Origin of the sequence: Chelatococcus composti, assembly GCF_014201415.1 — a bacterium.
Taxonomy (GTDB): Bacteria; Pseudomonadota; Alphaproteobacteria; order Rhizobiales; family Beijerinckiaceae; genus Chelatococcus_A; species Chelatococcus_A composti.
Window position 1 is genome coordinate 175290 of record NZ_JACHEH010000001.1, and the last position, 25916, is coordinate 201205.

Here is a 25916-nt window from a genome sequence, read left to right on the forward strand (position 1 = left end):
CGCGTTCCGAAGGTTTTCGTGAAAGCAAGCGGCGGCTCGACGCGCCGCCCGGCGGTGCTTCCGAGGATTGTGTCGGAGGGGTGCCCGAGTGGTTAAAGGGGACGGACTGTAAATCCGTTGGCTACGCCTACGTTGGTTCGAATCCAACCCCCTCCACCATTCCCGAAGCAGCCAGTGCGCGGGTGTAGCTCAATGGTAGAGCAGCAGCCTTCCAAGCTGATGACGAGGGTTCGATTCCCTTCACCCGCTCCACCGCCTTTCCCAACGCATCGCTGAGCATTCTCTTGCGGGGTCGAAGCCGGGGCGGCGCGTCAACGGACGGGACTCGACAATCCTGGCCGGCTCGGGATAAAGGCTCGCCTCCGAGCTCCTCGGGGTCCGGTGGGGAAAATTCACGGACCCCGGGCAAATTCGCTCTTGAAGTATGGGGCGAAGGGTCTTAATCGACCGCAACCCAAAAGCCACACGTGCAGAGGCGTCTAGGATCCTACGATGGCGAAGGAAAAGTTTGAGCGCACGAAGCCGCACTGCAACATCGGGACGATTGGTCACGTTGACCATGGTAAGACGTCTCTGACGGCGGCGATTACGAAGGTTCTTGCGGAGAAGGGTGGTGCGTCGTTTACGGCGTACGACCAGATTGACAAGGCTCCGGAGGAGAAGGCTCGCGGGATCACGATCTCGACGTCGCACGTCGAGTATGAGACCGAGAAGCGGCACTATGCGCACGTGGACTGCCCCGGTCACGCGGACTACGTGAAGAACATGATCACGGGCGCGGCGCAGATGGACGGGGCGATCCTTGTTGTTTCTGCGGCGGACGGCCCGATGCCGCAGACGCGTGAGCACATCCTGCTGGCGCGCCAGGTTGGTGTTCCGGCGCTTGTGGTGTTCATGAACAAGGTCGACATGGTGGACGATCCGGAGCTTCTGGACCTTGTTGAGCTTGAGGTCCGCGAGCTTCTGTCGAAGTACGACTTCCCCGGGGACGACATCCCGATCATCAAGGGCTCTGCGCTGTGTGCGTTGGAGGATCGCAACCCTGAGATCGGCCGTGATGCGGTTCTGAAGCTCATGGAAGCGGTTGACGCGTACATTCCGCAGCCTGAGCGTCCGAAGGACCAGCCGTTCCTGATGCCGGTTGAGGACGTGTTCTCGATTTCGGGTCGCGGTACGGTGGTGACGGGCCGTGTCGAGCGCGGCGTGATCAAGGTTGGCGACGAGGTCGAGATCGTTGGTCTGCGTCCGACGCAGAAGACGACGGTGACGGGCGTTGAGATGTTCCGCAAGCTGCTCGACCAGGGCGAGGCTGGCGACAACATCGGTGCGCTGCTGCGTGGCACGAAGCGTGAGGACGTTGAGCGCGGGCAGGTTCTGTGCAAGCCCGGCTCGGTGAAGCCGCACACGAAGTTCAAGGCCGAGGCGTACATCCTGACGAAGGAAGAGGGTGGTCGCCACACGCCGTTCTTCAACAACTACCGTCCGCAGTTTTACTTCCGCACGACGGACGTGACGGGTGTGGTGAAGCTGCCTGAGGGCACCGAGATGGTGATGCCGGGCGACAACGTGGCGATGGAAGTTGAGCTGATTGCTCCGATCGCCATGGAGGAGAAGCTGCGGTTTGCGATCCGCGAGGGCGGCCGCACGGTTGGCGCCGGCGTCGTCGCCTCCATCATCGAGTAAGCCAGGCACAAGGCCGCGCGCCGATAAACCGGCGCCGGCCTCTTCGGGGTCGGCCCAAGGGGCTGGTCCGCGGAGGATGTCCACTGCCTCGCGAAGCGGCTTTGCTGGGCGGCGGCAATGGGATATAGGAGGCGGCGGTCACGTCGTCTCCGCTGCACCGGGCAGATTCGCCCGGTGCAGAGAAGCCGGTGGGCGACGTCGATCCGCCGGTTCCGCTAGGAGTGTAGCTCAACTGGTTAGAGCACCGGTCTCCAAAACCGGGGGTTGGGGGTTCGAGTCCCTCCACTCCTGCCAGCGGATTTTTCGAGTGGCTCTTGTCCCGCGTGTCAAGAAGCCTGCTTGGGCCGGACCGATTGACGGCGTGTGACCGCAACGGCACGCGCCGCGTTGTGATTCGAGGCGGTCGCGCGCGCTGTTGCGACGAGAGGCGGGGGCGAAGCCCGCGGACGTGAGGACGATGGCAAAGACGAACCCGTTCGAATTCCTGCAGCAGGTCCGTAACGAGGCGGCCAAGGTCACCTGGCCCACGCGCAAGGAGACCATGGTCACGACTGCCATGGTCTTCGTCATGGTGATCATTGCGGCGCTGTTCTTCCTCGCTGCCGATCAGATCATCCGCTTCGGCGTCGGCCTGATTCTCGGTGTCGGACGCTGAGGGGAGAAAGTCATGAGCTATCGCTGGTACATCGTCCACGCCTATTCCAACTTTGAGAACAAGGTGGCGCAGTCCCTGCGCGACCAGGCGCAGCAGCGTGGGCTCGAGGACAAGTTCGAGGAGATCCTCGTTCCGACCGAGAAGGTCGTGGAGGTTCGCCGCGGACGCAAGATCGACACCGAGCGCAAGTTCTTCCCCGGCTACGTGCTGGTGAAGTGCGACCTCACGGACGAGGTCTACCATCTCATCAAGAACACGCCGAAGGTCACCGGCTTCCTCGGCGCCGACAAGTCGAAGCCGCTGCCGATCCCGGACCACGAGGCCGAGCGCATCAAGGGCCAGGTGGCCGAGGGCGTCGAGCGGCCGAAATCCTCGCTGCATTTCGAGGTGGGCGAGCAGGTGCGCGTCGCCGACGGCCCCTTCGCCTCGTTCAGCGGCGTGGTGGAGGAGGTGGACGAGGCGCGCGCCCGGCTCAAGGTGGCGGTCTCGATCTTCGGCCGCGCCACGCCCGTCGAGCTCGAATACGGGCAGGTCGAGAAGCTCTGACGCAGCTTCCATCCGTTCGTCGTCATGGCCGGGCCCGTCCCGGCCATTCGCGTTTCAGGCGCCTGTTCTTGCCGCACGGGCGCCGGCCTCGCGTAGTACCGGGATAACACCTTCGCCCGTCCGCCGGCCTGTAGCCTTCCTCCCGCACCAGCAAGGGAGGAAACGATGTCGGGCAAGCGCATCCTGATGATCGTCGGCGATTTCGGCGAAGACTACGAGATCATGGTGCCGTTCCAGGCCCTGCTCGCCGTCGGCCACACCGTGCACGCCGTCTGTCCGGACAAGAAGGCGGGTGATGCGGTGGCCACCGCCATCCACGATTTCGAGGGCCAGCAGACCTATTCGGAGAAGCGCGGCCACAATTTCACGCTCAACGCCACCTTTGCGGAGATTGATCCGGCGTCCTACGACGCGCTCGTCATTCCCGGCGGCCGGGCGCCCGAGTACCTGCGCCTCAACGAGCGGGTCGTCGCGTGCGTGCGGCACTTCTTCGAGGCCGGCAAGCCGGTGGCGGCCATCTGCCACGGCGCGCAGCTCCTTGCCGGCGCGGGCGTGCTGAAGGGGCGCACCTGCTCGGCCTATCCGGCCTGCCGGGCCGAAGTGGAGCTTGCGGGCGGCACCTATGCTGACATCCCCATCGATGCCGCCGTGACGGACGGAAACCTGGTCTCGGCACCGGCCTGGCCGGCCCACCCGGCCTTCATCGCGCAGTTCCTCGCCGTGCTGGGCACGGAGATCCGCCACGGATGACGGCCGCTCCCGGCGCGGGATCGCGCGGCGGTCTTGCGTTTCACCTGCCCGGTGGCGCTAGACTGTCGCTGCCGACGGAAGGGGAGGGACCGCGATGTGCAGGCTCTTCGTGAACGCCGATCCGCAGCTTTGGGAAACGCGGCTGCGGTCGGTCCGACTCAACGGCTTCTCCACCAGCGTTCGCCTCGAGAATCTCTACTGGCACGTGCTGGAGGAGATCGCGGCACGCGACGGCATGAGCGTTTCGCAGCTGCTCGGCCGCCTCTACGAGGAGTTGCTGGAGACGCGCGGCGAGGTGGAGAACTTCGCCTCGTTCCTGAGAGTCTGCTGCGGACGCTACCTGATGCTGCAGCTCGCCGGCGACGTGCCGCGCAATCCAGCCCAGCCCATCGCCGGGCTGGATGCCGACGCCATCCTTGCCCGCGAGGCACGCCGCCTCACACGGCCGCAGGGCTCCCTGATGCCGGCGGCGTGAACGCCGGAAGCCGTCAGGGGGCTTTCTTTTCCGTCCGTTATGGTGTAGGCGATCCGCCGTCCCCGAAAGGGACAACCATCCGCGGGAGGCACGTCCGGTTCGCCAGCCGGAAGAAAGCGTGCCGCGACCGCGATCTCCAACCATCCGCCGCCTGCGGTTTCGTGGCGCGGCGGACTTTGCGTTGCACGCCCTGGCAGGCGGGCGACGCCGAGTGAGCATCCCATGGCGAAGAAAATCACGGGTTACGTGAAGCTTCAGGTGCCGGCGGGCGCGGCCAATCCGTCGCCGCCGATCGGCCCTGCGCTCGGCCAGCGCGGCCTCAACATCATGGAATTCTGCAAGGCCTTCAACGCGAAGACCGCGCAGATGGAGAAGGGCATGCCGATTCCGGTGATCATCACCGTGTATCAGGACCGCTCCTTCACCTTCGAGATGAAGCAGCCGCCGGTCTCCTACTTCCTCAAGAAGGCCGCCAAGCTGGAGAAGGGCTCCAAGACCCCGGGTCGCGGCACGGTCGGCAAGGTCACGCGTGAAGCGCTGCGCGAGATCGCCGAGAAGAAGATGTCGGACCTCAACTGCGACACCGTCGATGCCGCGGTGGCGATGATCGAAGGCTCGGCCCGTTCGATGGGCCTCGAGGTCGTGGGCTGAGGAGAGCGTTCATGGCTAAGATTGCAAAGCGCGTGGCCGCCAGCCGCAACGGCATCGACCGCACCAAGCTCTACGCGCTCGAAGAGGCCGTGAAGCTCGTCAAGGAGCGGGCTACGGCCAAGTTCGACGAGACGATCGAGGTGGCGATGAACCTCGGCGTCGATCCGCGTCACGCTGACCAGATGGTGCGTGGCGTCTGCCAGCTGCCGAACGGCTCGGGTCGTACGGTGCGCGTCGCCGTCTTCGCGCGCGGGCCGAAGGCTGACGAGGCGAAGGCTGCCGGTGCCGACATCGTGGGCGCCGAGGATCTGCTCGAGCGTATCCAGGGCGGCACGATTGACTTCGACCGCTGCATCGCGACGCCGGACCTCATGCCGCTCGTCGGCCGTCTCGGCAAGGTGCTGGGCCCGCGCGGCCTCATGCCGAACCCGAAGGTCGGCACGGTGACGATGGACGTTGCGGGGGCCGTGAAGGCTGCCAAGGGCGGCGCTGTCGAGTTCCGCGTCGAGAAGGCGGGCATCGTTCACGCCGGCGTCGGCAAGGCCTCGTTCGAAGTTGAGAAGCTCGTCGAGAACATCCGCGCCTTCGCTGACGCTGTCGCCAAGGCGAAGCCCTCTGGCGCCAAGGGCACCTACATCCAGCGCATCGCCATCTCGTCGACGATGGGCCCGGGTGTGAAGGTTGAGCCGTCGACGGTCATCGGCGCCTGATTTTGACAGGACCGCGGCCTGACGCCGCGGTCCTCGCCCATCGCGGGGCCGGTTCTGCGAGGGCTGGCCGTGCATGGATGGAACCGATCCAGGCGACTTCTGCGCATGCCCCCTTGGCAAACAGCGTGCAAGGCGTTAAATACCGGTTCGTGTCTGGTGAGACCGGTGCGGGAGACAAGGTTCCCGTATTCATCATCGAATACCGTCTGGGTTCCCAGGCGGTGGAAGGCCGGCAGGCCGAGGGGTAACCCTTTGCCTGCGCGGCCTTATGTCCTGTCCGAGACTGCAGGTGCCGAATGGTTTATCCGGCCGGCATAATTTCGCTGTGATGCCTGCATAGACGGGGGAAGACTGGTTCGTATTGTCGCCGGTTGTCCGGCGGCGGTGTGGTCGGTTCGAACCTACTTGCCGGTTGCGCTTCTGGTGTGGCCGGTTGGACAGGGCTCACGAGCGCCGTCCGGCGATCGTGGCCTTTGGCCGGGGTCGCATTCGGGCGGCAGGTGCAGCCGGCGGCGGGCATGGGCTCGCCGTCAACCGGAGAGAGCAAGGTGGACAGAGCGGCAAAAGCTGATCTCGTCGCGACGCTCAACGAGGTGTTCAAGAGCACGGGCGTTGTCGTCGTGGCCCACTATGCAGGCCTCACGGTTGCCGACATGCAGAAGCTTCGTCGCGAGATGAAGCAGGTCGGTGCCACCGTGAAGGTTGCGAAGAACCGCCTCGCGAAGATCGCTCTCGAAGGCACGGATGTCGCTTCCATCGGTTCCCTGCTCAGGGGGCCGACGTTGCTGGCCTATTCCAGCGACCCGGTTGCGGCTCCGAAGGTCGCGGTGGAATTCGCCAAGGCGAACGACAAGTTCGTCATCCTTGGCGGTGCCATGGGTGCGACCGCCCTGAATACGGACGGCGTGAAGGCGCTCGCCTCGCTGCCGTCTCTCGACGAGCTGCGCGGCAAGCTGGTCGGCCTCATCCAGGCCCCGGCCACGAAGATCGCCCAGGTCGTCAACGCGCCGGCCGCCAAGGTGGCGCGCGTTTTCGGGGCCTATGCCAAGCGAGACGAAGCGGCGTGAGGCCGTGTGAATACCCAATCCAAATCGAACCGATCCAGGAATTGAACAATGGCTGATCTTGCGAAACTCGTCGACGAGCTGTCGAACCTCACGGTCCTCGAGGCCGCCGAGCTTGCCAAGATGCTCGAGGAGAAGTGGGGCGTCTCCGCGGCTGCGGCTGTGGCTGTCGCCGCTGCTCCGGGTGCTGCCGGCGGCGCTGCCGCCCCGGCCGCTGAGGAGAAGACCGAGTTTGACGTCGTTCTTGCCGCCGCCGGCGACAAGAAGATCGAGGTCATCAAGGAGGTGCGCGCCATCACCGGTCTCGGCCTGAAGGAGGCGAAGGACCTCGTCGAGGGCGCTCCGAAGACCCTGAAGGAGGGCGCTCCGAAGGACGAGGCCGAGAAGATCAAGGCTGCCCTCGAGAAGGTCGGCGCCAAGGTCGAGCTCAAGTGATGTCACGGAGCCGCGTCCTGCGGCTCCGCATCGCGGATTATGGCGGTCCCGGGGAGTTTCCTCGGGGCCGTCGAGTCGTCGCTGGCAGGGTTTCCTGTCCGCGGCGCCGGTGGGCCGGAAGGCTCTCCCGATGCTGTGCGAGTCTGCCGCCAGCCGCGGCGGCTAGCGCGGCCCATATGAAATTCCGCCGATGGGCGGAGCGGCTGACCCGGCGGCCTGGTGGCCGCACGACCGGACCGCCCGGTCAGCCGTGCGTGAGGAGCGAGAACCGAACATGGCCCAGACGATCACCGGCCGGAAACGCGTCCGCAAGTTCTTCGGCAAGATCCGGGAAGTCGCGGAGATGCCGAACCTCATCGAGGTTCAGAAGGCGTCCTACGACCAGTTCCTGATGGTCGAGGAGCCGAAGGGCGGGCGGCCCGATGAGGGGCTTCAGGCGGTCTTCAAGTCCGTTTTCCCCATCTCGGACTTTTCCAACACGTCCCTGCTGGAATTCGTCAAGTATACGTTCGAGCCGCCCAAGTACGACGTTGATGAATGCCGTCAGCGCGGCATGACCTATGCCGCGCCGCTGAAGGTGACGCTGCGCCTCATCGTATTCGATGTCGATCAGGACACGGGCGCCAAGTCTGTCAAGGACATTAAGGAGCAGGATGTCTACATGGGCGACATGCCGCTCATGACGGACAACGGCACCTTCATCGTCAACGGCACCGAGCGTGTCATCGTCTCGCAGATGCACCGCTCGCCGGGCGTGTTCTTCGATCACGACAAGGGCAAGACGCACTCGAGCGGCAAGCTGCTCTTCGCCGCCCGCATCATTCCTTACCGCGGCTCGTGGCTCGACATCGAGTTCGACGCCAAGGACATCGTCTATGCGCGCATCGACCGGCGCCGGAAGATTCCGGTGACGTCGCTGCTCTATGCGCTGGGCCTCGACGGCGAGGAAATCCTCAATACGTTCTACAACAAGATCGTCTACAGCAAGGACAAGGACGGCTGGCGCATGCCGTTCGACGCCGGCCGCATGAGGGGCTACAAGGCTGTTGCCGATCTCGTTGATGCCGACACGGGCGAGGTTGTGCTCGAGGCCGGCAAGAAGCTCACGGCCCGCGCTGCCCGCCAGCTCGAGGAGAAGGGCGTCAAGGCCCTGCGCGCCAGCGATGAGGATCTGTACGGCCAGTACGTGGCCGAGGACCTGGTCGACCTCTCGACGGGCGAGATCTTCGCCGAGGCCGGCGAGGAGATCACGGCCAAGCTGCTGACGACGCTCACCGAGCAGGGCTTCACCGAGATCCCGGTGCTCGACATCGACCACGTCAACATCGGCCCCTACATCCGCAACACGCTCGCCATCGACAAGAACTCCTCGCGCGAGGAGGCCCTGTTCGACATCTACCGGGTGATGCGCCCGGGCGAGCCGCCGACGCTGGAGACGGCGGAGGCGATGTTCCACTCGCTGTTCTTCGATCCGGAGCGCTACGACCTCTCGGCGGTCGGCCGCGTGAAGATGAACATGCGCCTCGATCTCGACTGCCCGGACACGGTCAGGACGCTGCGCCGCGAGGACATGATCGCGGTGGTGAAGGCCCTCGTGGACCTGCGCGACGGCCGCGGCGAGATCGACGACATCGACCACCTCGGCAACCGCCGTGTGCGCTCGGTGGGCGAGCTCATGGAGAACCAGTATCGCCTGGGCCTCCTGCGCATGGAGCGCGCCATCAAGGAGCGCATGTCCTCGGTCGACATCGACACGGTGATGCCGCAGGACCTCATCAACGCCAAGCCGGCTGCGGCGGCGGTGCGCGAGTTCTTCGGCTCCTCGCAGCTCTCGCAGTTCATGGACCAGACGAACCCGCTGTCGGAAGTGACGCACAAGCGTCGCCTTTCGGCGCTTGGTCCGGGCGGCCTGACGCGCGAGCGCGCCGGCTTCGAGGTGCGCGACGTGCATCCGACGCACTACGGCCGCATCTGCCCCATCGAGACGCCGGAAGGTCCGAACATCGGCCTCATCAACTCGCTCGCCACCTTCGCGCGCGTCAACAAGTACGGCTTTATCGAGGCGCCCTACCGCAAGGTGAAGGACGGGCGTGTCACCGAGGAGGTGGTCTACCTCTCGGCGATGGAGGAGCAGAAGTACAACATTGCCCAGGCGAACGCTGCCATCGACGGCGAGGGCCGGCTGACGGAGGACCTCGTGGTCTGTCGCCGCGCGGGCGACGTCGTCGTCGTTCCGCCGGATCGCGTCGACTACATGGACGTGTCGCCGAAGCAGCTCGTGTCGGTCGCTGCGGCGCTCATCCCGTTCCTCGAGAACGACGACGCCAACCGCGCCCTCATGGGCTCGAACATGCAGCGCCAGGCCGTGCCGCTGGTGAAGGCGGACGCGCCTTTCGTCGGCACCGGCATGGAGGCGGTCGTCGCCCGTGACTCGGGCGCCGCGATCGCCGCCCGCCGCACCGGTATCGTTGACCAGGTGGACGCGACCCGTATCGTCGTCCGCGCCACGCAGGATCTCGACCCGAGCAAGTCGGGCGTCGACATCTACCGGCTGCAGAAGTTCCAGCGTTCCAACCAGTCGACCTGCATTAACCAGCGGCCACTGGTGAAGGTGGGCGATCTTGTCAAGAAGGGGGACATCATCGCCGACGGTCCCTCGACCGATCTTGGCGAGCTTGCGCTCGGCCGCAACGTCCTCGTCGCCTTCATGCCGTGGAACGGCTACAACTTCGAGGACTCGATCCTGCTCTCCGAGCGGATTGTGAAGGACGACGTCTTCACCTCGATCCACATCGAGGAGTTCGAGGTCAGCGCCCGCGACACCAAGCTCGGGCCGGAGGAGATCACGCGCGACATTCCGAACGTCTCGGAAGAGGCGCTGAAGAACCTCGACGAGGCCGGCATCGTCTACATCGGCGCGGAGGTCCACGCCGGCGACATCCTTGTCGGCAAGATCACGCCTAAGGGCGAGAGCCCGATGACGCCGGAGGAGAAGCTTCTGCGCGCCATCTTCGGCGAGAAGGCCTCCGACGTGCGCGATACCTCGCTGCGCGTGCCGCCGGGTGTCACCGGCACCGTTGTCGAGGTGCGCGTGTTCAACCGCCACGGCGTGGACAAGGACGAGCGCGCCCAGGCGATCGAGCGCGAGGAGATCGAGCGCCTGGCCAAGGACCGCGACGACGAGCAGGCGATCCTCGACCGCAACGTCTACGCCCGTCTCGCCGAGATGCTGATCGGCCAGACGGCGATCGCCGGTCCGAAGGGCTTCAAGCGGGATGCGCAGCTGACGCGCGAGTCGCTCAACGAATATCCGCGCTCGCAGTGGTGGCAGTTCGCCGTCGCCGACGACGCGGTGATGAGCGAGATCGAGGCGATGCGCAAGCAGTACGACGAGTCGAAGAAGCGTCTCGAGCAGCGCTTCCTCGACAAGGTCGAGAAGCTGCAGCGCGGCGACGAGCTGCCTCCGGGCGTGATGAAGCAGGTCAAGGTCTTCATCGCCGTCAAGCGCAAGATCCAGCCCGGCGACAAGATGGCCGGCCGCCACGGCAACAAGGGTGTCGTGTCGAAGATCGTCCCCGTCGAGGACATGCCGTTCCTCGAGGATGGCACGCCTGTCGACATCGTGCTCAACCCGCTGGGCGTGCCGAGCCGCATGAACGTCGGCCAGATCCTGGAGACGCACCTTGGCTGGGCCTGCGCCGGCCTCGGTCTCCAGATCGGGCAGGCGTACGACGCGTACATGAAGACGCAGAACATCGAGCCTCTGCGCAAGAAGCTCCACGAGATCTACGGCGACAATCCCGAGGTCGCGGCGATGTCGGACGAGGAGCTCGTCGAGATGAGCGCCAACCTGCGGCGCGGCGTGCCCATCGCGACGCCGGTGTTTGACGGTGCCAAGGAGGCGGACATCGAGCAGATGCTGGAGCAGGCGGGTCTCGACCGCTCTGGCCAGTCGACGCTCTACGACGGTCGCACGGGCGAGCCGTTCGATCGCAAGGTGACGGTGGGCTACATCTACATGCTGAAGCTCCACCACCTCGTCGACGACAAGATCCATGCTCGCTCGATCGGTCCGTACTCGCTCGTCACGCAGCAGCCGCTTGGCGGCAAGGCGCAGTTCGGCGGTCAGCGCTTCGGCGAGATGGAGGTGTGGGCGCTCGAGGCTTACGGTGCCGCCTACACCCTGCAGGAAATGCTCACGGTCAAGTCGGACGATGTGGCCGGCCGCACCAAGGTCTACGAGGCCATCGTGCGCGGCGACGACACCTTCGAGGCCGGCATTCCGGAGAGCTTCAACGTGCTCGTCAAGGAGATGCGCTCGCTCGGCCTCAACGTCGAGCTCATCTCGACCAAGAGGCCGGCTGCGGAGCTGCCTCCGTCGGAGGCCGCGGAATGACCGGCGCCACGGGCGCCGTGTCACCCGCGTGGGGTTGAGGGACAAGGGGTCGCGGACGCAACAGGGCCGCGACCCATCGAAACGAGCGTCGATGTCGGGGGACGCCCCGACGTCCGCATGAGATGCCGGCGGAGACGGGTCGCCCAGGCGGCGCCTCCGCAACCGAGGAGACGGCGATGAATCAAGAGGTCATGAATCTCTTCAATACCCAGGCTCCGGCGCAGGCCTTCGACCAGATCAAGATTTCGCTCGCCAGCCCGGAAAAGATTCTGTCCTGGTCCTACGGCGAGATCAAAAAGCCGGAGACGATCAACTACCGCACGTTCAAGCCCGAGCGTGACGGTCTGTTCTGCGCCCGCATCTTCGGCCCGATCAAGGATTACGAGTGCTTGTGCGGCAAGTACAAGCGCATGAAGTACAAGGGCGTCATCTGCGAGAAGTGCGGCGTCGAGGTGACGCTGGCGCGCGTGCGGCGCGAACGCATGGGCCACATCGAGCTGGCGGCTCCCGTCGCCCACATCTGGTTCCTGAAGTCGCTGCCGTCGCGCATCGGCCTCCTGCTCGACATGACGCTCAAGGATCTCGAGCGGATCCTGTACTTTGAGTACTACGTCGTCATTGATCCGGGCATCACGCCTCTGAAGGAGCGCCAGCTTCTGTCGGAGGAGGAGTACCTGCGCGCCCAGGACGAGTATGGTGAGGACAGCTTCACCGCGATGATCGGCGCGGAGGCCATCCGCGAGATGCTCAAGAACCTCGATCTTGAGAAGATCGCGGCCGACCTTCGCCAGGAGATCGCCACGACGACCTCCGAGCTGAAGCCGAAGAAGCTGATGAAGCGCCTCAAGATCATCGAGGCCTTCATCCAGTCGGGCAACCGGCCCGAGTGGATGATCATGACGGTCATCCCCGTCATTCCGCCGGACCTGCGCCCGCTCGTCCCGCTCGACGGCGGCCGCTTTGCCACGTCAGACCTCAATGACCTCTACCGTCGCGTCATCAACCGCAACAACCGCCTGAAGCGGCTGATCGAGCTGCGCGCGCCGGACATCATCATCCGCAATGAGAAGCGGATGCTGCAGGAGGCCGTTGATGCGCTGTTCGACAACGGCCGGCGCGGCCGCGTCATCACGGGTGCCAACAAGCGTCCGCTGAAGTCGCTCGCCGACATGCTGAAGGGCAAGCAGGGGCGCTTCCGCCAGAACCTGCTCGGCAAGCGCGTCGACTACTCCGGCCGTTCGGTCATCGTCGTGGGCCCGGAGCTCAAGCTGCACCAGTGCGGCCTGCCGAAGAAGATGGCGCTCGAGCTGTTCAAGCCGTTCATCTACGCGCGGCTTGACGCCAAGGGCCTGTCCGCCACGGTGAAGCAGGCGAAGAAGCTTGTCGAGAAGGAGAAGCCCGAGGTCTGGGATATCCTCGACGAGGTGATCCGCGAGCATCCCGTGATGCTCAACCGGGCGCCGACGCTGCACCGTCTCGGCATCCAGGCATTCGAGCCGATCCTCATCGAGGGCAAGGCCATCCAGCTGCATCCGCTCGTCTGTGCGGCGTTCAACGCCGACTTCGACGGCGACCAGATGGCCGTGCATGTGCCTCTCTCGCTGGAAGCCCAGCTCGAGGCGCGTGTGCTGATGATGTCGACCAACAACATCCTGCACCCGGCCAACGGCCAGCCGATCATCGTGCCGTCGCAGGACATCGTCCTCGGGCTCTACTACCTGTCGATCATGGCCGAGGGTGAGCCGGGCGAGGGCAAGGCCTTCGCCGACATGGGCGAGCTCGAGCATGCGCTCGCGTCCAAGGCTGTCACGCTGCACTCGAAGATCAAGTACCGCTGGACGGGCGTGAAGGAGGACGGCTCCACCTTCACGAAGATCTACGAGACGACTCCGGGCCGCGTGATCCTGTCCCAGGTCCTGCCCAAGCACCCGGCCGTTCCCTTCGACGTCGTGAACAAGCTCATGACGAAGAAGGAAATCTCGAACATGATCGACATCGTCTACCGCAACTGCGGTCAGAAGGAGACGGTCATTTTCTGCGACCGGATCATGGGCCTCGGCTTCTACCACGCGTTCAAGGCCGGCATCTCGTTCGGCAAGGACGACATGGTGGTGCCCGAGAACAAGTGGGAGATCGTCGAGGAGACGCGCAAGCTCGTCAAGGATTACGAGCAGCAGTACCAGGACGGTCTCATCACCCAGGGCGAGAAGTACAACAAGGTCGTCGACGCCTGGGCCAAGTGCTCGGACCGCCTCGCGGCCGAGATGATGGCGCGCATCTCCGCGGTGCAGAAGGACGAGAACGGTCGCACCAAGCCGGTGAACTCCATCTACATGATGGCGCACTCCGGCGCCCGCGGCTCGCCCGCGCAGATGAAGCAGCTCGCCGCCATGCGCGGCCTGATGGCCAAGCCGTCCGGCGAGATCATCGAGAGCCCGATCATCTCGAACTTCAAGGAAGGCCTGGACGTGCTCGAGTACTTCAACTCGACGCACGGCGCCCGCAAGGGCCTTGCCGACACGGCACTCAAGACGGCGAACTCGGGTTATCTCACGCGCCGTCTCGTCGACGTGGCGCAGGACGCGGTCATCCGCGAGCAGGACTGCGGTACCGACAAGGGCATCCGTATGCGGGCCATCGTCGACGCGGGCCAGGTCGTCGCCTCGCTCGCCTCGCGCATCCTTGGCCGCACGGCTGCCGAGGACGTCGTCGACGCGGAAGGCAAGGTCATCGTGCCGGCCGGCACCATGATCGAGGAGCAGCACATCGAGCCGATCACCGCGGCCGGCATCCAGGAGGTGAAGATCCGTTCGGTGCTGACCTGCGAGGCCAAGAACGGCGTCTGCGCCACCTGCTACGGACGCGACCTGGCGCGCGGCACGCCGGTGAACTTCGGCGAGGCTGTGGGCGTCATCGCGGCGCAGTCGATCGGCGAGCCCGGTACGCAGCTGACGATGCGCACCTTCCACATCGGTGGTGCGGCGCAGATCGCCGACCAGTCCTTTGTCGAGTCCAACTTCGAGGGCACGGTCAAGATCCGCAACCGCAACGTGGCGCGCAACTCGGACGGTGACCTCATTGCCATGGGGCGCAACCTCGCGGTGGTCATCGTCGGGCCGGACGGGCAGGAGAGGGCGGTGCACCGCATCCAGTACGGTGCGCGCCTCAAGGTCGACGAGGGCGACACCATCAAGCGCGGCCAGCGCATCGCCGAATGGGATCCGTATACCCGGCCGATCCTGACCGAGGTGGATGGTGTGGTCGCCTTCGAGGATCTCGTCGAGGGCGCGTCGATGTCGGAGCAGATCGACGAGTCAACAGGTATTGCCAAGCGCGTCGTCATCGACTGGCGTGGCTTGACCCGCACCTCCGATCTGCGGCCGGCCATCGTCATCCTTGATGAGAACGGCAAGATCGCCAAGCTCGCCCGCGGCGGCGAGGCCCGCTCGCTGCTGGCGGTCGACGCCATCATCGCCGTGGATCCGGGCGCAAAGGTCAAGGCCGGCGACGTGCTCGCCCGTATCCCGATGGAGAGCGCCAAGACGCGCGACATCACCGGCGGTCTGCCGCGGGTGGCGGAGCTGTTCGAGGCGCGTCGTCCGAAGGATGCGGCAATCATCGCGGAGAAGTCGGGCACGATCCAGTTCGGGCGCGACTACAAGAACAAGCGCCGCCTGACGCTGATCCCGCATGATGGCTCGGAGCCCGTCGAGTACCTCATCCCGAAGGGCAAGCACATCCACCTTCAGGATGGCGATGTGGTGGAGGTCGGCGACTTCATCGTCGACGGCAACCCCGCGCCGCACGACATCCTTGCCATCAAGGGCGTAGAGGAGCTGGCCGCCTATCTCGTCAACGAGATCCAGGAGGTGTACCGCCTGCAGGGCGTGAACATCAACGACAAGCACATCGAGGTGATCGTCCGCCAGATGCTGCAGAAGGTCGAGATCCAGGATCCGGGCGACAGCGAGTACCTGCAGGGCGAGCAGGTCGACCGGCTGGAGGTGGAGGAGATGAACGAGAAGCTGGTGGCCGAGGGCAAGAAGCCCGCCGTCGGTACGCCAGTGCTGCTCGGCATCACCAAGGCCAGCCTGCAGACGCGCTCGTTCATCTCGGCTGCGTCGTTCCAGGAGACGACGCGCGTGCTCACCGAGGCTGCCGTCAACGGCAAGGTCGACACGCTCGAGGGCCTCAAGGAAAATGTCATCGTCGGCAGCCTCATCCCGGCTGGTACCGGGGCGGTGGCCGCCCGCCTGCGCGAGATCGCGCAGCGCCGCGACGAGCTCATCCTGGCGCAGAAGGCGAGCGAATCCGGCCAGGCTGCTGCAGCGGTCACGGGCGGGGAGCTGCCGCCGGCTGCTGCGGAGTAAATTCTCCAGCGGAGATTTGCCGGAGGGCCGCCCTCGTGGCGGCCCTCTTGCTTTGCGAAGATGTCGCCGCTCCCGCCCCGGCCATTGCGATTGTTGCCGGCAAGCGCGCTTCTTCCGCATGGGACCGCGCACTCGGGGTCCGGGGGCCGCCGTTTCGGCCGGAAATCGAAGGCTGCAAACGAGAAAGGCGTTGACGAAGCGCGACTCAAAGGGTAAAACCCGCGCACTTCCGGCAGGCCGTAGGTCTCTCTGTCCGGGCAGCAGCCCTGACCTTTAAGTCCTAAACGCTGTCGAATTCAGCACCGACTGGCAACAAGTCAGGCTTGTAGAGTCAGATCAGGAGCATGACCGCGGTCTAACCGTGGTCCTCTGCGGGCTAACGCGCCGGAGGCAGGCCGCCGAAGGCGCGGATTTGTTTTGCTTGCGGTCGGGCGTTCGCGCCCGTCGCATCTTTAGGAGGGTCGCACGGCTTCTTTCGGTGCTGTGCGGTTGGAGCAGTCTAGGCAAGCGGCCGAAGGGCCGGAGCGAAGAGAGCGAAGCATGCCGACGATCAGCCAGCTGATCCGCAAGCCGCGGACGGCGCAGAAGAGCCGGAACAAGGTTCCTGCACTTGAGGCCTGCCCGCAGAAGCGGGGCGTGTGCACGCGCGTCTACACGACGACGCCGAAGAAGCCGAACTCGGCGCTGCGTAAGGTTGCCAAGGTGCGCCTGACGAACGGTTTCGAGGTTATCGGCTACATTCCGGGCGAGGGGCACAACCTCCAGGAGCACTCCGTGGTGATGATCCGCGGCGGCCGCGTCAAGGACCTTCCGGGTGTGCGCTACCACATTCTGCGCGGCGTCCTCGACACGCAGGGCGTCAAGAACCGTAAGCAGCGCCGTTCGAAGTACGGTGCCAAGCGTCCGAAGTAATTCGGGCGCTTTCTGAAATTTCTAGGCGGAGCGGAGCATATGTCCCGTCGTCACAGTGCCGAGAAGCGCGAGGTGATCCCGGACGCCAAGTTCGGTGACGTGGTTCTCACGAAGTTCATGAACTCCGTGATGCGCGATGGCAAGAAGTCGGTTGCCGAGGCCATCGTCTATGGCGCGTTCGATATCATCGAGCAGAAGCTGAAGACGGATCCTCTCGAGGTCTTCCGTCAGGCTCTCGAGAACGTGTCGCCGGCGATCGAGGTGCGGTCCCGCCGCGTCGGCGGCGCCACCTATCAGGTGCCTGTCGAGGTCCGTGCGGAGCGTCGCCAGGCGCTCGCCATTCGCTGGCTGATCCAGGCCGCGCGTTCGCGCAACGACCGTACGATGGTCGAGCGGCTGTCGGCCGAACTCATCGATGCCGCGAACAATCGTGGCAGCGCTGTGAAGAAGCGCGAGGACACGCACCGCATGGCGGAAGCGAACCGCGCCTTCTCGCACTACCGCTGGTAATCGGCGTCAGATCGGACGGAGCTCGTACAATGCCCCGCAGTCATGCCATCGAGAACTACCGTAATTTCGGCATCATGGCGCACATTGATGCCGGAAAGACGACGACGACCGAGCGGATTCTCTATTACACCGGCAAGAGCCACAAGATCGGGGAGACCCACGAGGGCTCCGCGACGATGGACTGGATGGCGCAGGAGCAGGAGCGCGGCATCACCATCACGTCGGCCGCTACGACCTGCTTCTGGCGTGGGCACCGCCTGAACATCATCGACACGCCCGGGCACGTGGACTTCACCATTGAGGTGGAGCGTTCGCTGCGCGTGCTCGACGGTGCGGTGTGCGTTCTCGATGGCAGCCAGGGTGTCGAGCCGCAGACCGAGACTGTGTGGCGTCAGGCTGACAAGTACGACGTGCCGCGCATCGTGTTCGTCAACAAGATGGACAAGGTGGGCGCGGACCTGTTCCGCTGCGTCGACTCCATCGTGGACCGCGTTGCCGGCAAGCCCGTCCTGCTGCAGCTGCCGATCGGCAGTGAGAACACCTTCAAGGGTGTGGTCGACCTCGTCACCATGAAGGCGATCGTCTGGGACGACGACGCGCTCGGTGCGAAGTTCAATATCGTCGACATCCCCGCCGACCTCGTCGACAAGGCGGCCGAATATCGCAACAAGCTGGTCGAGGCCGCCGTCGAGGTCGACGACGATGCCATGAATGCCTACCTCGAGGGCGAGGAGCCGGACGAGGCCACGCTGCGCAAGCTGATCCGCATCGCGGTGCAGCGCCGCGCGTTCCATCCGGTGCTGTGCGGCACGGCGTTCAAGAACAAGGGTGTGCAGCCGCTGCTCGACGCGGTGGTGGATTACCTGCCGTCGCCGGTCGATCGCGGCGCGATCAAGGGCATCGACGTCAATACGGAAGAGCCCATCGAGCGCAAGCCGTCCGACGACGAGCCGTTCTCCATGCTCGCGTTCAAGATCATGGACGACCCCTTCGTCGGGACGATCACCTTCTGCCGTGTTTACTCCGGCAAGGTGGAGTCGGGCACGTCGATCCTCAACTCGACGCGCGACAAGAAGGAGCGCGTTGGCCGCATGCTCCTGATGCACGCGAACAGCCGCGAGGACATCAAGGAGGCCTATGCCGGCGACATCGTTGCGCTCGCGGGCCTCAAGGAGGTCCGTACGGGTGACACTCTGTGCGACCCGCTGAAGCCCGTCATCCTCGAGAAGATGGAGTTTCCGGCGCCGGTCATCGAGATCGCCATCGAGCCGAAGTCGAAGGCCGACCAGGAGAAGCTGGCCATCGCGCTGTCGAAGCTGGCTGCCGAGGACCCGTCCTTCCAGGTGTCGACGGACCCCGAGTCCGGCCAGACCATCCTCAAGGGCATGGGCGAGCTGCACCTTGACATCAAGGTCGACATCCTGCGCCGCACCTACAAGGTCGATGCCAACGTCGGCGCCCCGCAGGTGGCCTACCGCGAGCGCATTTCCAAGCGCGTCGAGGTGGACTACACGCACAAGAAGCAGACCGGCGGCTCGGGTCAGTTCGCCCGCGTGAAGCTGGTCGTCGAGCCGAACGAGCCCGGTGCCGGCTACTCGTTCGAGTCGAAGATCGTCGGCGGCGTCGTGCCGAAGGAGTACATCCCCGGCGTCGAGAAGGGCCTTGAGTCGGTTCTCGGTGCGGGTGTCCTGGCCGGCTTCCCGGTCGTGGACCTCAAGGTTGAGCTCGTCGACGGTGCCTACCACGAGGTCGACTCGTCGGCTCTGGCCTTCGAGATCGCGGCCCGCGCGGCCCTGCGCGAAGCCCTTCAGAAGGGCGGTTCGGTTCTGCTCGAGCCGATCATGAAGGTCGAGGTCGTGACGCCGGAGGACTACACCGGGTCCGTCATCGGCGACCTCAACTCCCGCCGTGGCCAGATCCAGGGCCAGGACATGCGCGGCAATGCGGTGGTCATCAATGCGATGGTCCCGCTCGCCAACATGTTCGGTTACGTGAACACGCTGCGCTCCATGAGCCAGGGTCGCGCAACCTACACCATGCAGTTCGACCACTACGAGCAAGTGCCGCAAGCGGTCGCCGCCGAGGTTCAGGCCAAGTACGCCTGAACCTGAAACGAGAACGAGACACGACTGACGTCGAGTTCCTTTGAAGGAGCCCTACGATGGCGAAGGAAAAGTTTGAGCGCACGAAGCCGCACTGCAACATCGGGACGATTGGTCACGTTGACCATGGTAAGACGTCTCTGACGGCGGCGATTACGAAGGTTCTTGCGGAGAAGGGTGGTGCGTCGTTTACGGCGTACGACCAGATTGACAAGGCTCCGGAGGAGAAGGCTCGCGGGATCACGATCTCGACGTCGCACGTCGAGTATGAGACCGAGAAGCGGCACTATGCGCACGTGGACTGCCCCGGTCACGCGGACTACGTGAAGAACATGATCACGGGCGCGGCGCAGATGGACGGGGCGATCCTTGTTGTTTCTGCGGCGGACGGCCCGATGCCGCAGACGCGTGAGCACATCCTGCTGGCGCGCCAGGTTGGTGTTCCGGCGCTTGTGGTGTTCATGAACAAGGTCGACATGGTGGACGATCCGGAGCTTCTGGACCTTGTTGAGCTTGAGGTCCGCGAGCTTCTGTCGAAGTACGACTTCCCCGGGGACGACATCCCGATCATCAAGGGCTCTGCGCTGTGTGCGTTGGAGGATCGCAACCCTGAGATCGGCCGTGATGCGGTTCTGAAGCTCATGGAAGCGGTTGACGCGTACATTCCGCAGCCTGAGCGTCCGAAGGACCAGCCGTTCCTGATGCCGGTTGAGGACGTGTTCTCGATTTCGGGTCGCGGTACGGTGGTGACGGGCCGTGTCGAGCGCGGCGTGATCAAGGTTGGCGACGAGGTCGAGATCGTTGGTCTGCGTCCGACGCAGAAGACGACGGTGACGGGCGTTGAGATGTTCCGCAAGCTGCTCGACCAGGGCGAGGCTGGCGACAACATCGGTGCGCTGCTGCGTGGCACGAAGCGTGAGGACGTTGAGCGCGGGCAGGTTCTGTGCAAGCCCGGCTCGGTGAAGCCGCACACGAAGTTCAAGGCCGAGGCGTACATCCTGACGAAGGAAGAGGGTGGTCGCCACACGCCGTTCTTCAACAACTACCGTCCGCAGTTTTACTTCCGCACGACGGACGTGACGGGTGTGGTGAAGCTGCCTGAGGGCACCGAGATGGTGATGCCGGGCGACAACGTGGCGATGGAAGTTGAGCTGATTGCTCCGATCGCCATGGAGGAGAAGCTGCGGTTTGCGATCCGCGAGGGCGGCCGCACGGTTGGCGCCGGCGTCGTCGCCTCCATCATCGAGTAAGCCAGGCACAAGGCCGCGCGCCGATAAACCGGCGCCGGCCTCTTCGGGGTCGGCCCAAGGGGTCTGTTATGAACGGTCAGAATATTCGAATCCGCCTGAAGGCGTTCGATCACGGCATTCTCGACGCGTCGACGCGCGAGATCGTGTCGACCGCGAAGCGGACGGGCGCGGAGGTCCGGGGTCCGATCCCGCTGCCGACGCGCATCAAGAAGTTCACGGTCAACCGCTCGCCGCATATCGACAAGAAGTCGCGCGAGCAGTTCGAGATGCGTACGCATATGCGTGTCCTCGACATCGTTGAGCCGACTCCGCAGACGGTCGACGCGCTGATGAAGCTCGACCTCGCCGCGGGCGTCGATGTGGAAATCAGGCTCTGATGGGCCTTGGCCCATCAGTCTTCCGAACGCCTTAGAGGATACGCTCATGCGCTCTGGCGTCATTGCAAAGAAGGTCGGCATGACCCGCGTCTTCACCGACGCCGGGGAACATGTTCCGGTCACCGTCCTGAAGCTCGACAACTGCCAGGTTGTTGCGCACCGGACGTTGGAGAAGAACGGCTACACCGCGCTGCAGGTTGGCGTCGGTACGGCCAAGGTCAAGAATGTGTCGAAGGCTGAGCGCGGCCGTTTCGCTGCGGCGAAGGTCGAGCCGAAGAAGAAGCTTGCCGAGTTCCGGGTCTCTCCGGAGCACGTCATTCCTGTCGGCGCCGAGATCACGGCCGACCATTTCGTCGTCGGCCAGTTCGTCGACGTGACGGGCGTGACGACCGGTAAGGGCTTCGCCGGCGGCATGAAGCGCTGGAACTTCGGCGGTCTGCGCGCCTCGCACGGTGTGTCGATCTCGCACCGCTCCATCGGTTCGACGGGTGGTCGTCAGGATCCCGGCAAGACCTTCAAGAACAAGAAGATGCCCGGTCATCTCGGTACCGAGCGCGTCACGACCCAGAACCTGCGTGTCATCCAGACGGATGCCGAGCGCGGTCTGATCCTGGTGCAGGGCGCGGTTCCCGGCGTGGCCGGCGGCTGGATCATGGTCCGCGACGCGGTCAAGCGTGCGCTGCCGAAGGAGGCGCCGATCCCGGGTGCCTTCCGCGAGCGCGGCAACGGCGAGGCCGCTGCGGCGACCGAAGGTGAGGAGCGCGCGTAATGAAGCTCGACGTGACGACGCTCGACGGCGGCAAGGCCGGTTCGATCGAGCTCAACGAGGCGATCTTCGGCCTTGAGCCGCGGATTGACCTCATCCATCGCTGCGTGCGCTGGCAGCTCGCCAAGCGGCAGGCCGGTACGCACAAGACGCTCGGCCGTTCCGACGTGAGCCGGACGACCAAGAAGATGTATCGCCAGAAGGGCACGGGCAACGCCCGTCATGGCGCGGCTTCCGCTCCGCAGTTCCGCGGCGGTGGCAAGGCCTTCGGTCCCGTCGTGCGCGACCACGCCCACGACCTGCCGAAGCGCGTGCGCCAGCTCGCTCTGCGCCACGCCCTTTCGGCGAAGGCCAAGGATGGCGCGATCGTCGTTCTGGAGTCGGCCACGGTGTCCGAGCCCAAGACGAAGGCGCTCAAGGAGCGTTTCGGCAAGCTCGGGCTCACCAACGCGCTGATCGTCGACGGTGCTGCCGTGGACGGCAATTTCGGCCTGGCGGCCCGCAACATCCCGAACGTGGATGTGCTGCCGGTTCAGGGCATCAACGTCTATGACATCCTGCGGCGGGACAAGCTGGTCCTGACCAAGGCCGCCGTGGACGCGCTGGAGGCACGCTTCAAATGAGCATCGATCCGCGCCATTACGACGTCATCGTCGCTCCGGTGATCACCGAGAAGGCGACCGCTGCGTCCGAGCAGAACAAGGTCGTGTTCAAGGTCGCCCGGAACGCGACGAAGCCGCAGATCAAGGCGGCCGTCGAGAAACTGTTCGACGTGAAGGTGACGGGCGTCAACACGCTCGTCACGAAGGGCAAGGTCAAGCGCTTCCGCGGTACGGTCGGGCAGCGCTCCGACGTCAAGAAGGCGATCGTCACCCTCGCCGAGGGCCAGACGATCGACGTGACGACGGGTCTTTGAGCAGGTGAGGGAGTGAGCCGATGGCTCTGAAGACATTCAAACCGGTCACGCCGGGCCTGCGCCAGCTCGTCATCGTCGACCGTTCGGAGCTCTACAAGGGCAAGCCGGTCAAGGCGCTGACCGAGGGCAAGGTGAGCTCGGGTGGCCGCAACAACAACGGCCGCGTGACCGTGCGTTTCCGCGGCGGCGGCCACAAGCAGAGCTACCGGCTCGTGGACTTCAAGCGCCGCGCGAAGCTGGGCATGTCTGCGACGGTGGAGCGCATCGAGTACGATCCGAACCGTTCGGCCTTCATCGCGCTGGTGAAGTACGAGGACGGCACGCTCTCCTACATCCTTGCGCCGCAGCGCCTTTCGGCGGGCGACGTGGTGATGTCGGGTGAGCAGGCGGATATCAAGCCCGGCAATGCGCTGCCGCTCGCCAACATTCCGATCGGCACGATCGTGCACAACGTCGAGTTGAAGATTGGCAAGGGCGGCGCTCTTGCCCGTTCGGCGGGCACCTATGCGCAGATCGTCGGCCGTGACCAGGGCTACGTCATCCTGCGTCTCAACTCCGGCGAGCAGCGCTTGGTCCATGGCCAGTGCTTCGCCACGGTGGGCGCGGTGTCGAACCCGGACCACATGAACATCTCGATCGGCAAGGCGGGTCGCTCTCGCTGGCTTGGCCGCCGTCCGCACAACCGTGGTGTCGCGATGAACCCGATCGACCACCCGCACGGTGGTGGTGAGGGTCGCACCTCGGGCGGTCGTCACCCGGTGACGCCGTGGGGCAAGCCGACGAAGGGCAAGCGGACCCGCTCGAACAAGCGGACTGACGGTCTCATCGTCACGAGCCGCCACCAGCGGAAGAAGAAATAAGGGGCGCGCGATGGCACGTTCGGTTTGGAAGGGCCCGTTCGTCGACGGCTACCTCCTCAAGAAGGCCGAGGCCGCTCGCGGTTCCGGTCGTTCCGAGGTGATCAAGATCTGGAGCCGTCGCTCCACGATCCTGCCGCAGTTCGTCGGCCTGACGTTCGGGGTCTACAACGGTCAGAAGCATATCCCGGTCCTGGTGACCGAGGAGATGGTCGGCCACAAGTTTGGCGAATTCTCTCCGACGCGGACCTTCTACGGGCACGCGGCGGACAAGAAGGCGAAGAGGAGGTGAGCCATGGGTAAGCAGTCTGCTGCCCGCGCGCTCAGCGACAACGAGGCCAGGGCGGTGGCGCGCAATCTGCGCGTCTCCCCGCGGAAGCTCAATCTCGTTGCTGCCCTGATCCGCGGCAAGAAGGTCTCGACCGCGCTCGCCGACCTTGAGTTCAGCCGCAAGCGCATTGCCGTCGACGTGAAGAAGGCGCTTGAGAGCGCCATCGCCAACGCCGAGAACAACCATGACCTTGATGTGGACGATCTCGTCGTTGCCGAGGCCTACGTCGGCAAGTCGCTTGTCATGAAGCGCTTCCACGCCCGCGCCCGCGGTCGCGGGGCGCGTATCGAGAAGCCGTTCTCGAACCTGACCATCGTGGTTCGGGAAGTCGCTGCGGAAGCGTGAGGAGCAACTGATGGGACAGAAAGTCAACCCGATCGGTCTGCGGCTCGGCATCAACCGGACCTGGGACTCGCGCTGGTTCGCCGACAAGGGTGAGTACGGCAAGCTCCTCCACGAGGACCTCGCGATCCGCGCAGCGCTGATGAAGCAGCTGAAGCAGGCCGCGGTGTCGAAGATCGTCATCGAGCGCCCGCACAAGAAGTGCCGGGTCACGATCTACTCCGCCCGCCCGGGCGTGGTGATCGGCAAGAAGGGCGCCGACATCGAAAAGCTTCGCAAGATCGTGTCGAAGATGACGGACGCGGACGTGGCGATCAATATCGTCGAGGTGCGCAAGCCGGAGATTGACGCGACGCTCGTCGCCGAGTCGATCGCCCAGCAGCTCGAGCGCCGCGTTGCCTTCCGCCGTGCCATGAAGCGTGCCGTTCAGTCGGCGATGCGTCTCGGTGCTGAGGGCATCCGCATCAACTGCTCGGGCCGCCTCGGCGGCGCCGAGATCGCCCGGATGGAATGGTACCGTGAGGGCCGCGTGCCGCTGCACACGCTGCGCGCCGACGTCGACTACGGCACGGCGACTGCGTTCACCACGTACGGCACGTGCGGCATCAAGGTGTGGATCTTCAAGGGCGAGATCCTCGAACATGATCCGATGGCGCAGGACAAGCGGCTCGCCGATGAAGGCGGGCAGCGTTCCGGCGGCCGTCGCGAGGCCGCGGCGTAAGGCGGCCGGCGGTCAGGAGGCAGGATAATGCTGCAGCCCAAGAAGACTAAATTCCGCAAGCAGTTCAAGGGGCGCATCCACGGCGTCGCCAAGGGCGGCACGGAGCTGAATTTCGGCCAGTTCGGCCTCAAGGCCCTGGAGCCGGAGCGCGTTACCGCGCGCCAGATCGAGGCCGCCCGCCGCGCCATCACGCGTCACATGAAGCGCGCCGGCCGCGTGTGGATCCGGATCTTCCCGGACGTGCCTGTGACCGACAAGCCCGCCGAAGTGCGTATGGGTAAGGGCAAGGGCTCGCCCGAGTACTGGGCGTGCCGCGTAAAGCCCGGCCGCATCATGTTCGAGCTCGATGGCGTTGCCGAGGATGTGGCCCGCGAGGCTCTGCGTCTCGGCGCCGCGAAGCTGCCGATCAAGACGCGCTTCGTCCAGCGTATTGCCGAGTGAGGGAGCGGGAGATGAAGACGAAGCAGCGACTCGCCGACCTCAAGGCCATGACGCTCGATCAGCTCCAGGACGAGCTCGTGAAGCTGAAGAAGGAACAGTTCAATCTTCGCTTCCAGCGTGCTACGGGGCAGCTTGAGAACACCGCCCGCGTTGCCGAGGTTCGCAAGGACATCGCGCGCGTGCGCACGTTGCAGCGGGCCAAGCTCGCTGAAGCGAAGGCTTGAGGAGGCGACTATGCCGAAACGTGTACTGCAGGGCGTCGTCGTCAGCGACAAGCAGGACAAGACTGTCGTGGTGAAGGTGGAGCGCCGGTTCACGCACCCGCTCTTCAAGAAGACGGTGCGCCGGACGAAGCACTACCACGCCCACGACGAGAACAACCAGTACAAGGTTGGCGACATCGTCTGGATCGAGGAATCCCGGCCGTTGTCGAAGCTGAAGACCTGGGTCGTCCGCGAGGCGGTGGCCAAGGCCTGACGATCGGAGCGGGCAGGTGGGCACCGTCCTCCGCCCGGTCCACAAAGATCTGGCGCAATCTGCGTTTCCGGACGTCCGCCCCCCTTTCGTCGGGGCGGACATTCGGTTATGGAGCGTGCGCTATTGCGTAGGCGAGGGGACGGGAGATCCCCGTCAGGCGTAGTCCGGCAGGCCGGGGC

At 64.9% G+C, this 25916-nt stretch carries 26 protein-coding genes and 3 tRNA genes; all 29 read left to right on the forward strand.

All coding sequences use genetic code 11. The features are described from left to right. Nucleotides 1-74 precede the first annotated feature (74 nt). Nucleotides 75-159 (forward strand) — tRNA-Tyr (locus HNQ73_RS00920). Nucleotides 160-178: 19 nt separating this feature from the next. Continuing rightward, nucleotides 179-252 (forward strand) — tRNA-Gly (locus HNQ73_RS00925). A 240-nt stretch (nt 253-492) separates the two neighbouring features. Continuing rightward, entirely contained in the window at nt 493-1683 is a 1191-nt protein-coding gene (gene tuf / locus HNQ73_RS00930) for an elongation factor Tu (RefSeq protein WP_183331348.1), read from the forward strand. A 217-nt stretch (nt 1684-1900) separates the two neighbouring features. Continuing rightward, nucleotides 1901-1977 (forward strand) — tRNA-Trp (locus HNQ73_RS00935). Between the two features lie 163 nt (nt 1978-2140). Next, nucleotides 2141-2338, forward strand: coding sequence for a preprotein translocase subunit SecE (secE, locus tag HNQ73_RS00940; protein WP_019400034.1), 198 nt, complete (start codon nt 2141-2143; stop codon nt 2336-2338). A gap of 12 nt (nt 2339-2350) precedes the next feature. Next, nucleotides 2351-2884, forward strand: coding sequence for a transcription termination/antitermination protein NusG (gene nusG, locus HNQ73_RS00945; RefSeq protein ID WP_183331350.1), 534 nt, complete (start codon nt 2351-2353; stop codon nt 2882-2884). 165 nt (nt 2885-3049) lie between these two features. Next, on the forward strand, nt 3050-3634 hold the full coding sequence (locus HNQ73_RS00950) for a DJ-1/PfpI family protein (RefSeq protein ID WP_183331352.1): 585 nt from the start codon (nt 3050-3052) through the stop codon (nt 3632-3634). 94 nt (nt 3635-3728) lie between these two features. Next, entirely contained in the window at nt 3729-4109 is a 381-nt protein-coding gene (locus tag HNQ73_RS00955; RefSeq protein ID WP_183331354.1) for a ribbon-helix-helix domain-containing protein, read from the forward strand. Nucleotides 4110-4331: 222 nt separating this feature from the next. After that, complete coding sequence (gene rplK / locus HNQ73_RS00960) at nt 4332-4760, forward strand: 50S ribosomal protein L11 (protein ID WP_183331356.1); 429 nt, start codon at nt 4332-4334, stop codon at nt 4758-4760. 11 nt (nt 4761-4771) lie between these two features. After that, nucleotides 4772-5470 (forward strand): 50S ribosomal protein L1, encoded by a 699-nt coding sequence (gene rplA, locus HNQ73_RS00965; protein ID WP_183331358.1) that lies wholly within the window; start codon nt 4772-4774, stop codon nt 5468-5470. 548 nt (nt 5471-6018) lie between these two features. After that, nucleotides 6019-6537, forward strand: coding sequence for a 50S ribosomal protein L10 (rplJ, locus tag HNQ73_RS00970; protein ID WP_183331360.1), 519 nt, complete (start codon nt 6019-6021; stop codon nt 6535-6537). A 48-nt stretch (nt 6538-6585) separates the two neighbouring features. Further along, nucleotides 6586-6969 carry a 50S ribosomal protein L7/L12 gene (rplL, locus tag HNQ73_RS00975; protein ID WP_183331362.1) on the forward strand — a complete coding sequence of 128 codons (384 nt, stop codon included), beginning with the start codon at nt 6586-6588 and terminating at the stop codon, nt 6967-6969. Between the two features lie 274 nt (nt 6970-7243). Then, entirely contained in the window at nt 7244-11365 is a 4122-nt protein-coding gene (gene rpoB, locus HNQ73_RS00980; RefSeq protein WP_183331364.1) for a DNA-directed RNA polymerase subunit beta, read from the forward strand. Nucleotides 11366-11541: 176 nt separating this feature from the next. Then, a complete protein-coding gene (rpoC, locus tag HNQ73_RS00985) occupies nt 11542-15735 on the forward strand; it encodes a DNA-directed RNA polymerase subunit beta' (RefSeq protein WP_183331366.1) in 4194 nt (1397 codons plus the stop codon). 540 nt (nt 15736-16275) lie between these two features. Continuing rightward, nucleotides 16276-16647 carry a 30S ribosomal protein S12 gene (gene rpsL / locus HNQ73_RS00990; RefSeq protein WP_009764294.1) on the forward strand — a complete coding sequence of 124 codons (372 nt, stop codon included), beginning with the start codon at nt 16276-16278 and terminating at the stop codon, nt 16645-16647. A 39-nt stretch (nt 16648-16686) separates the two neighbouring features. Continuing rightward, nucleotides 16687-17157, forward strand: a complete 471-nt coding sequence (gene rpsG, locus HNQ73_RS00995; RefSeq protein ID WP_183331368.1) for a 30S ribosomal protein S7 — start codon at nt 16687-16689, stop codon at nt 17155-17157. A gap of 29 nt (nt 17158-17186) precedes the next feature. Beyond that, the gene (gene fusA, locus HNQ73_RS01000) at nt 17187-19262 is read left to right on the forward strand and encodes an elongation factor G (RefSeq protein WP_183331370.1); all 2076 of its coding nucleotides are present in this window, start codon (nt 17187-17189) and stop codon (nt 19260-19262) included. A gap of 56 nt (nt 19263-19318) precedes the next feature. Beyond that, nucleotides 19319-20509 (forward strand): elongation factor Tu, encoded by a 1191-nt coding sequence (gene tuf / locus HNQ73_RS01005; RefSeq protein WP_183331348.1) that lies wholly within the window; start codon nt 19319-19321, stop codon nt 20507-20509. Nucleotides 20510-20577: 68 nt separating this feature from the next. Further along, nucleotides 20578-20886: a 30S ribosomal protein S10 gene (gene rpsJ / locus HNQ73_RS01010; RefSeq protein WP_019403824.1), complete on the forward strand. Its 309-nt coding sequence runs from the start codon at nt 20578-20580 to the stop codon at nt 20884-20886. Nucleotides 20887-20932: 46 nt separating this feature from the next. Beyond that, nucleotides 20933-21655 (forward strand): 50S ribosomal protein L3, encoded by a 723-nt coding sequence (rplC, locus tag HNQ73_RS01015; RefSeq protein WP_183331372.1) that lies wholly within the window; start codon nt 20933-20935, stop codon nt 21653-21655. Continuing rightward, nucleotides 21655-22275 carry a 50S ribosomal protein L4 gene (gene rplD / locus HNQ73_RS01020; RefSeq protein ID WP_183331374.1) on the forward strand — a complete coding sequence of 207 codons (621 nt, stop codon included), beginning with the start codon at nt 21655-21657 and terminating at the stop codon, nt 22273-22275. Before rplC ends, rplD begins: the two co-directional genes overlap by 1 nt. Further along, a complete protein-coding gene (locus tag HNQ73_RS01025) occupies nt 22272-22568 on the forward strand; it encodes a 50S ribosomal protein L23 (RefSeq protein ID WP_183331376.1) in 297 nt (98 codons plus the stop codon). The genes rplD and HNQ73_RS01025 overlap by 4 nt, the downstream gene beginning before the upstream one ends. 20 nt (nt 22569-22588) lie before the next feature. After that, a complete protein-coding gene (gene rplB / locus HNQ73_RS01030) occupies nt 22589-23428 on the forward strand; it encodes a 50S ribosomal protein L2 (protein ID WP_183331378.1) in 840 nt (279 codons plus the stop codon). A gap of 10 nt (nt 23429-23438) precedes the next feature. After that, nucleotides 23439-23717: a 30S ribosomal protein S19 gene (gene rpsS / locus HNQ73_RS01035; RefSeq protein WP_183331379.1), complete on the forward strand. Its 279-nt coding sequence runs from the start codon at nt 23439-23441 to the stop codon at nt 23715-23717. Between the two features lie 3 nt (nt 23718-23720). Next, nucleotides 23721-24101 carry a 50S ribosomal protein L22 gene (gene rplV, locus HNQ73_RS01040; RefSeq protein WP_183331381.1) on the forward strand — a complete coding sequence of 127 codons (381 nt, stop codon included), beginning with the start codon at nt 23721-23723 and terminating at the stop codon, nt 24099-24101. A 10-nt stretch (nt 24102-24111) separates the two neighbouring features. Beyond that, entirely contained in the window at nt 24112-24819 is a 708-nt protein-coding gene (gene rpsC / locus HNQ73_RS01045) for a 30S ribosomal protein S3 (RefSeq protein ID WP_183331384.1), read from the forward strand. 27 nt (nt 24820-24846) lie between these two features. Then, on the forward strand, nt 24847-25260 hold the full coding sequence (rplP, locus tag HNQ73_RS01050) for a 50S ribosomal protein L16 (protein WP_183331386.1): 414 nt from the start codon (nt 24847-24849) through the stop codon (nt 25258-25260). Nucleotides 25261-25271: 11 nt separating this feature from the next. Beyond that, the gene (rpmC, locus tag HNQ73_RS01055; RefSeq protein ID WP_183331388.1) at nt 25272-25484 is read left to right on the forward strand and encodes a 50S ribosomal protein L29; all 213 of its coding nucleotides are present in this window, start codon (nt 25272-25274) and stop codon (nt 25482-25484) included. Between the two features lie 10 nt (nt 25485-25494). Beyond that, a complete protein-coding gene (gene rpsQ / locus HNQ73_RS01060; protein ID WP_183331390.1) occupies nt 25495-25737 on the forward strand; it encodes a 30S ribosomal protein S17 in 243 nt (80 codons plus the stop codon). Nucleotides 25738-25916: the final 179 nt, after the last annotated feature.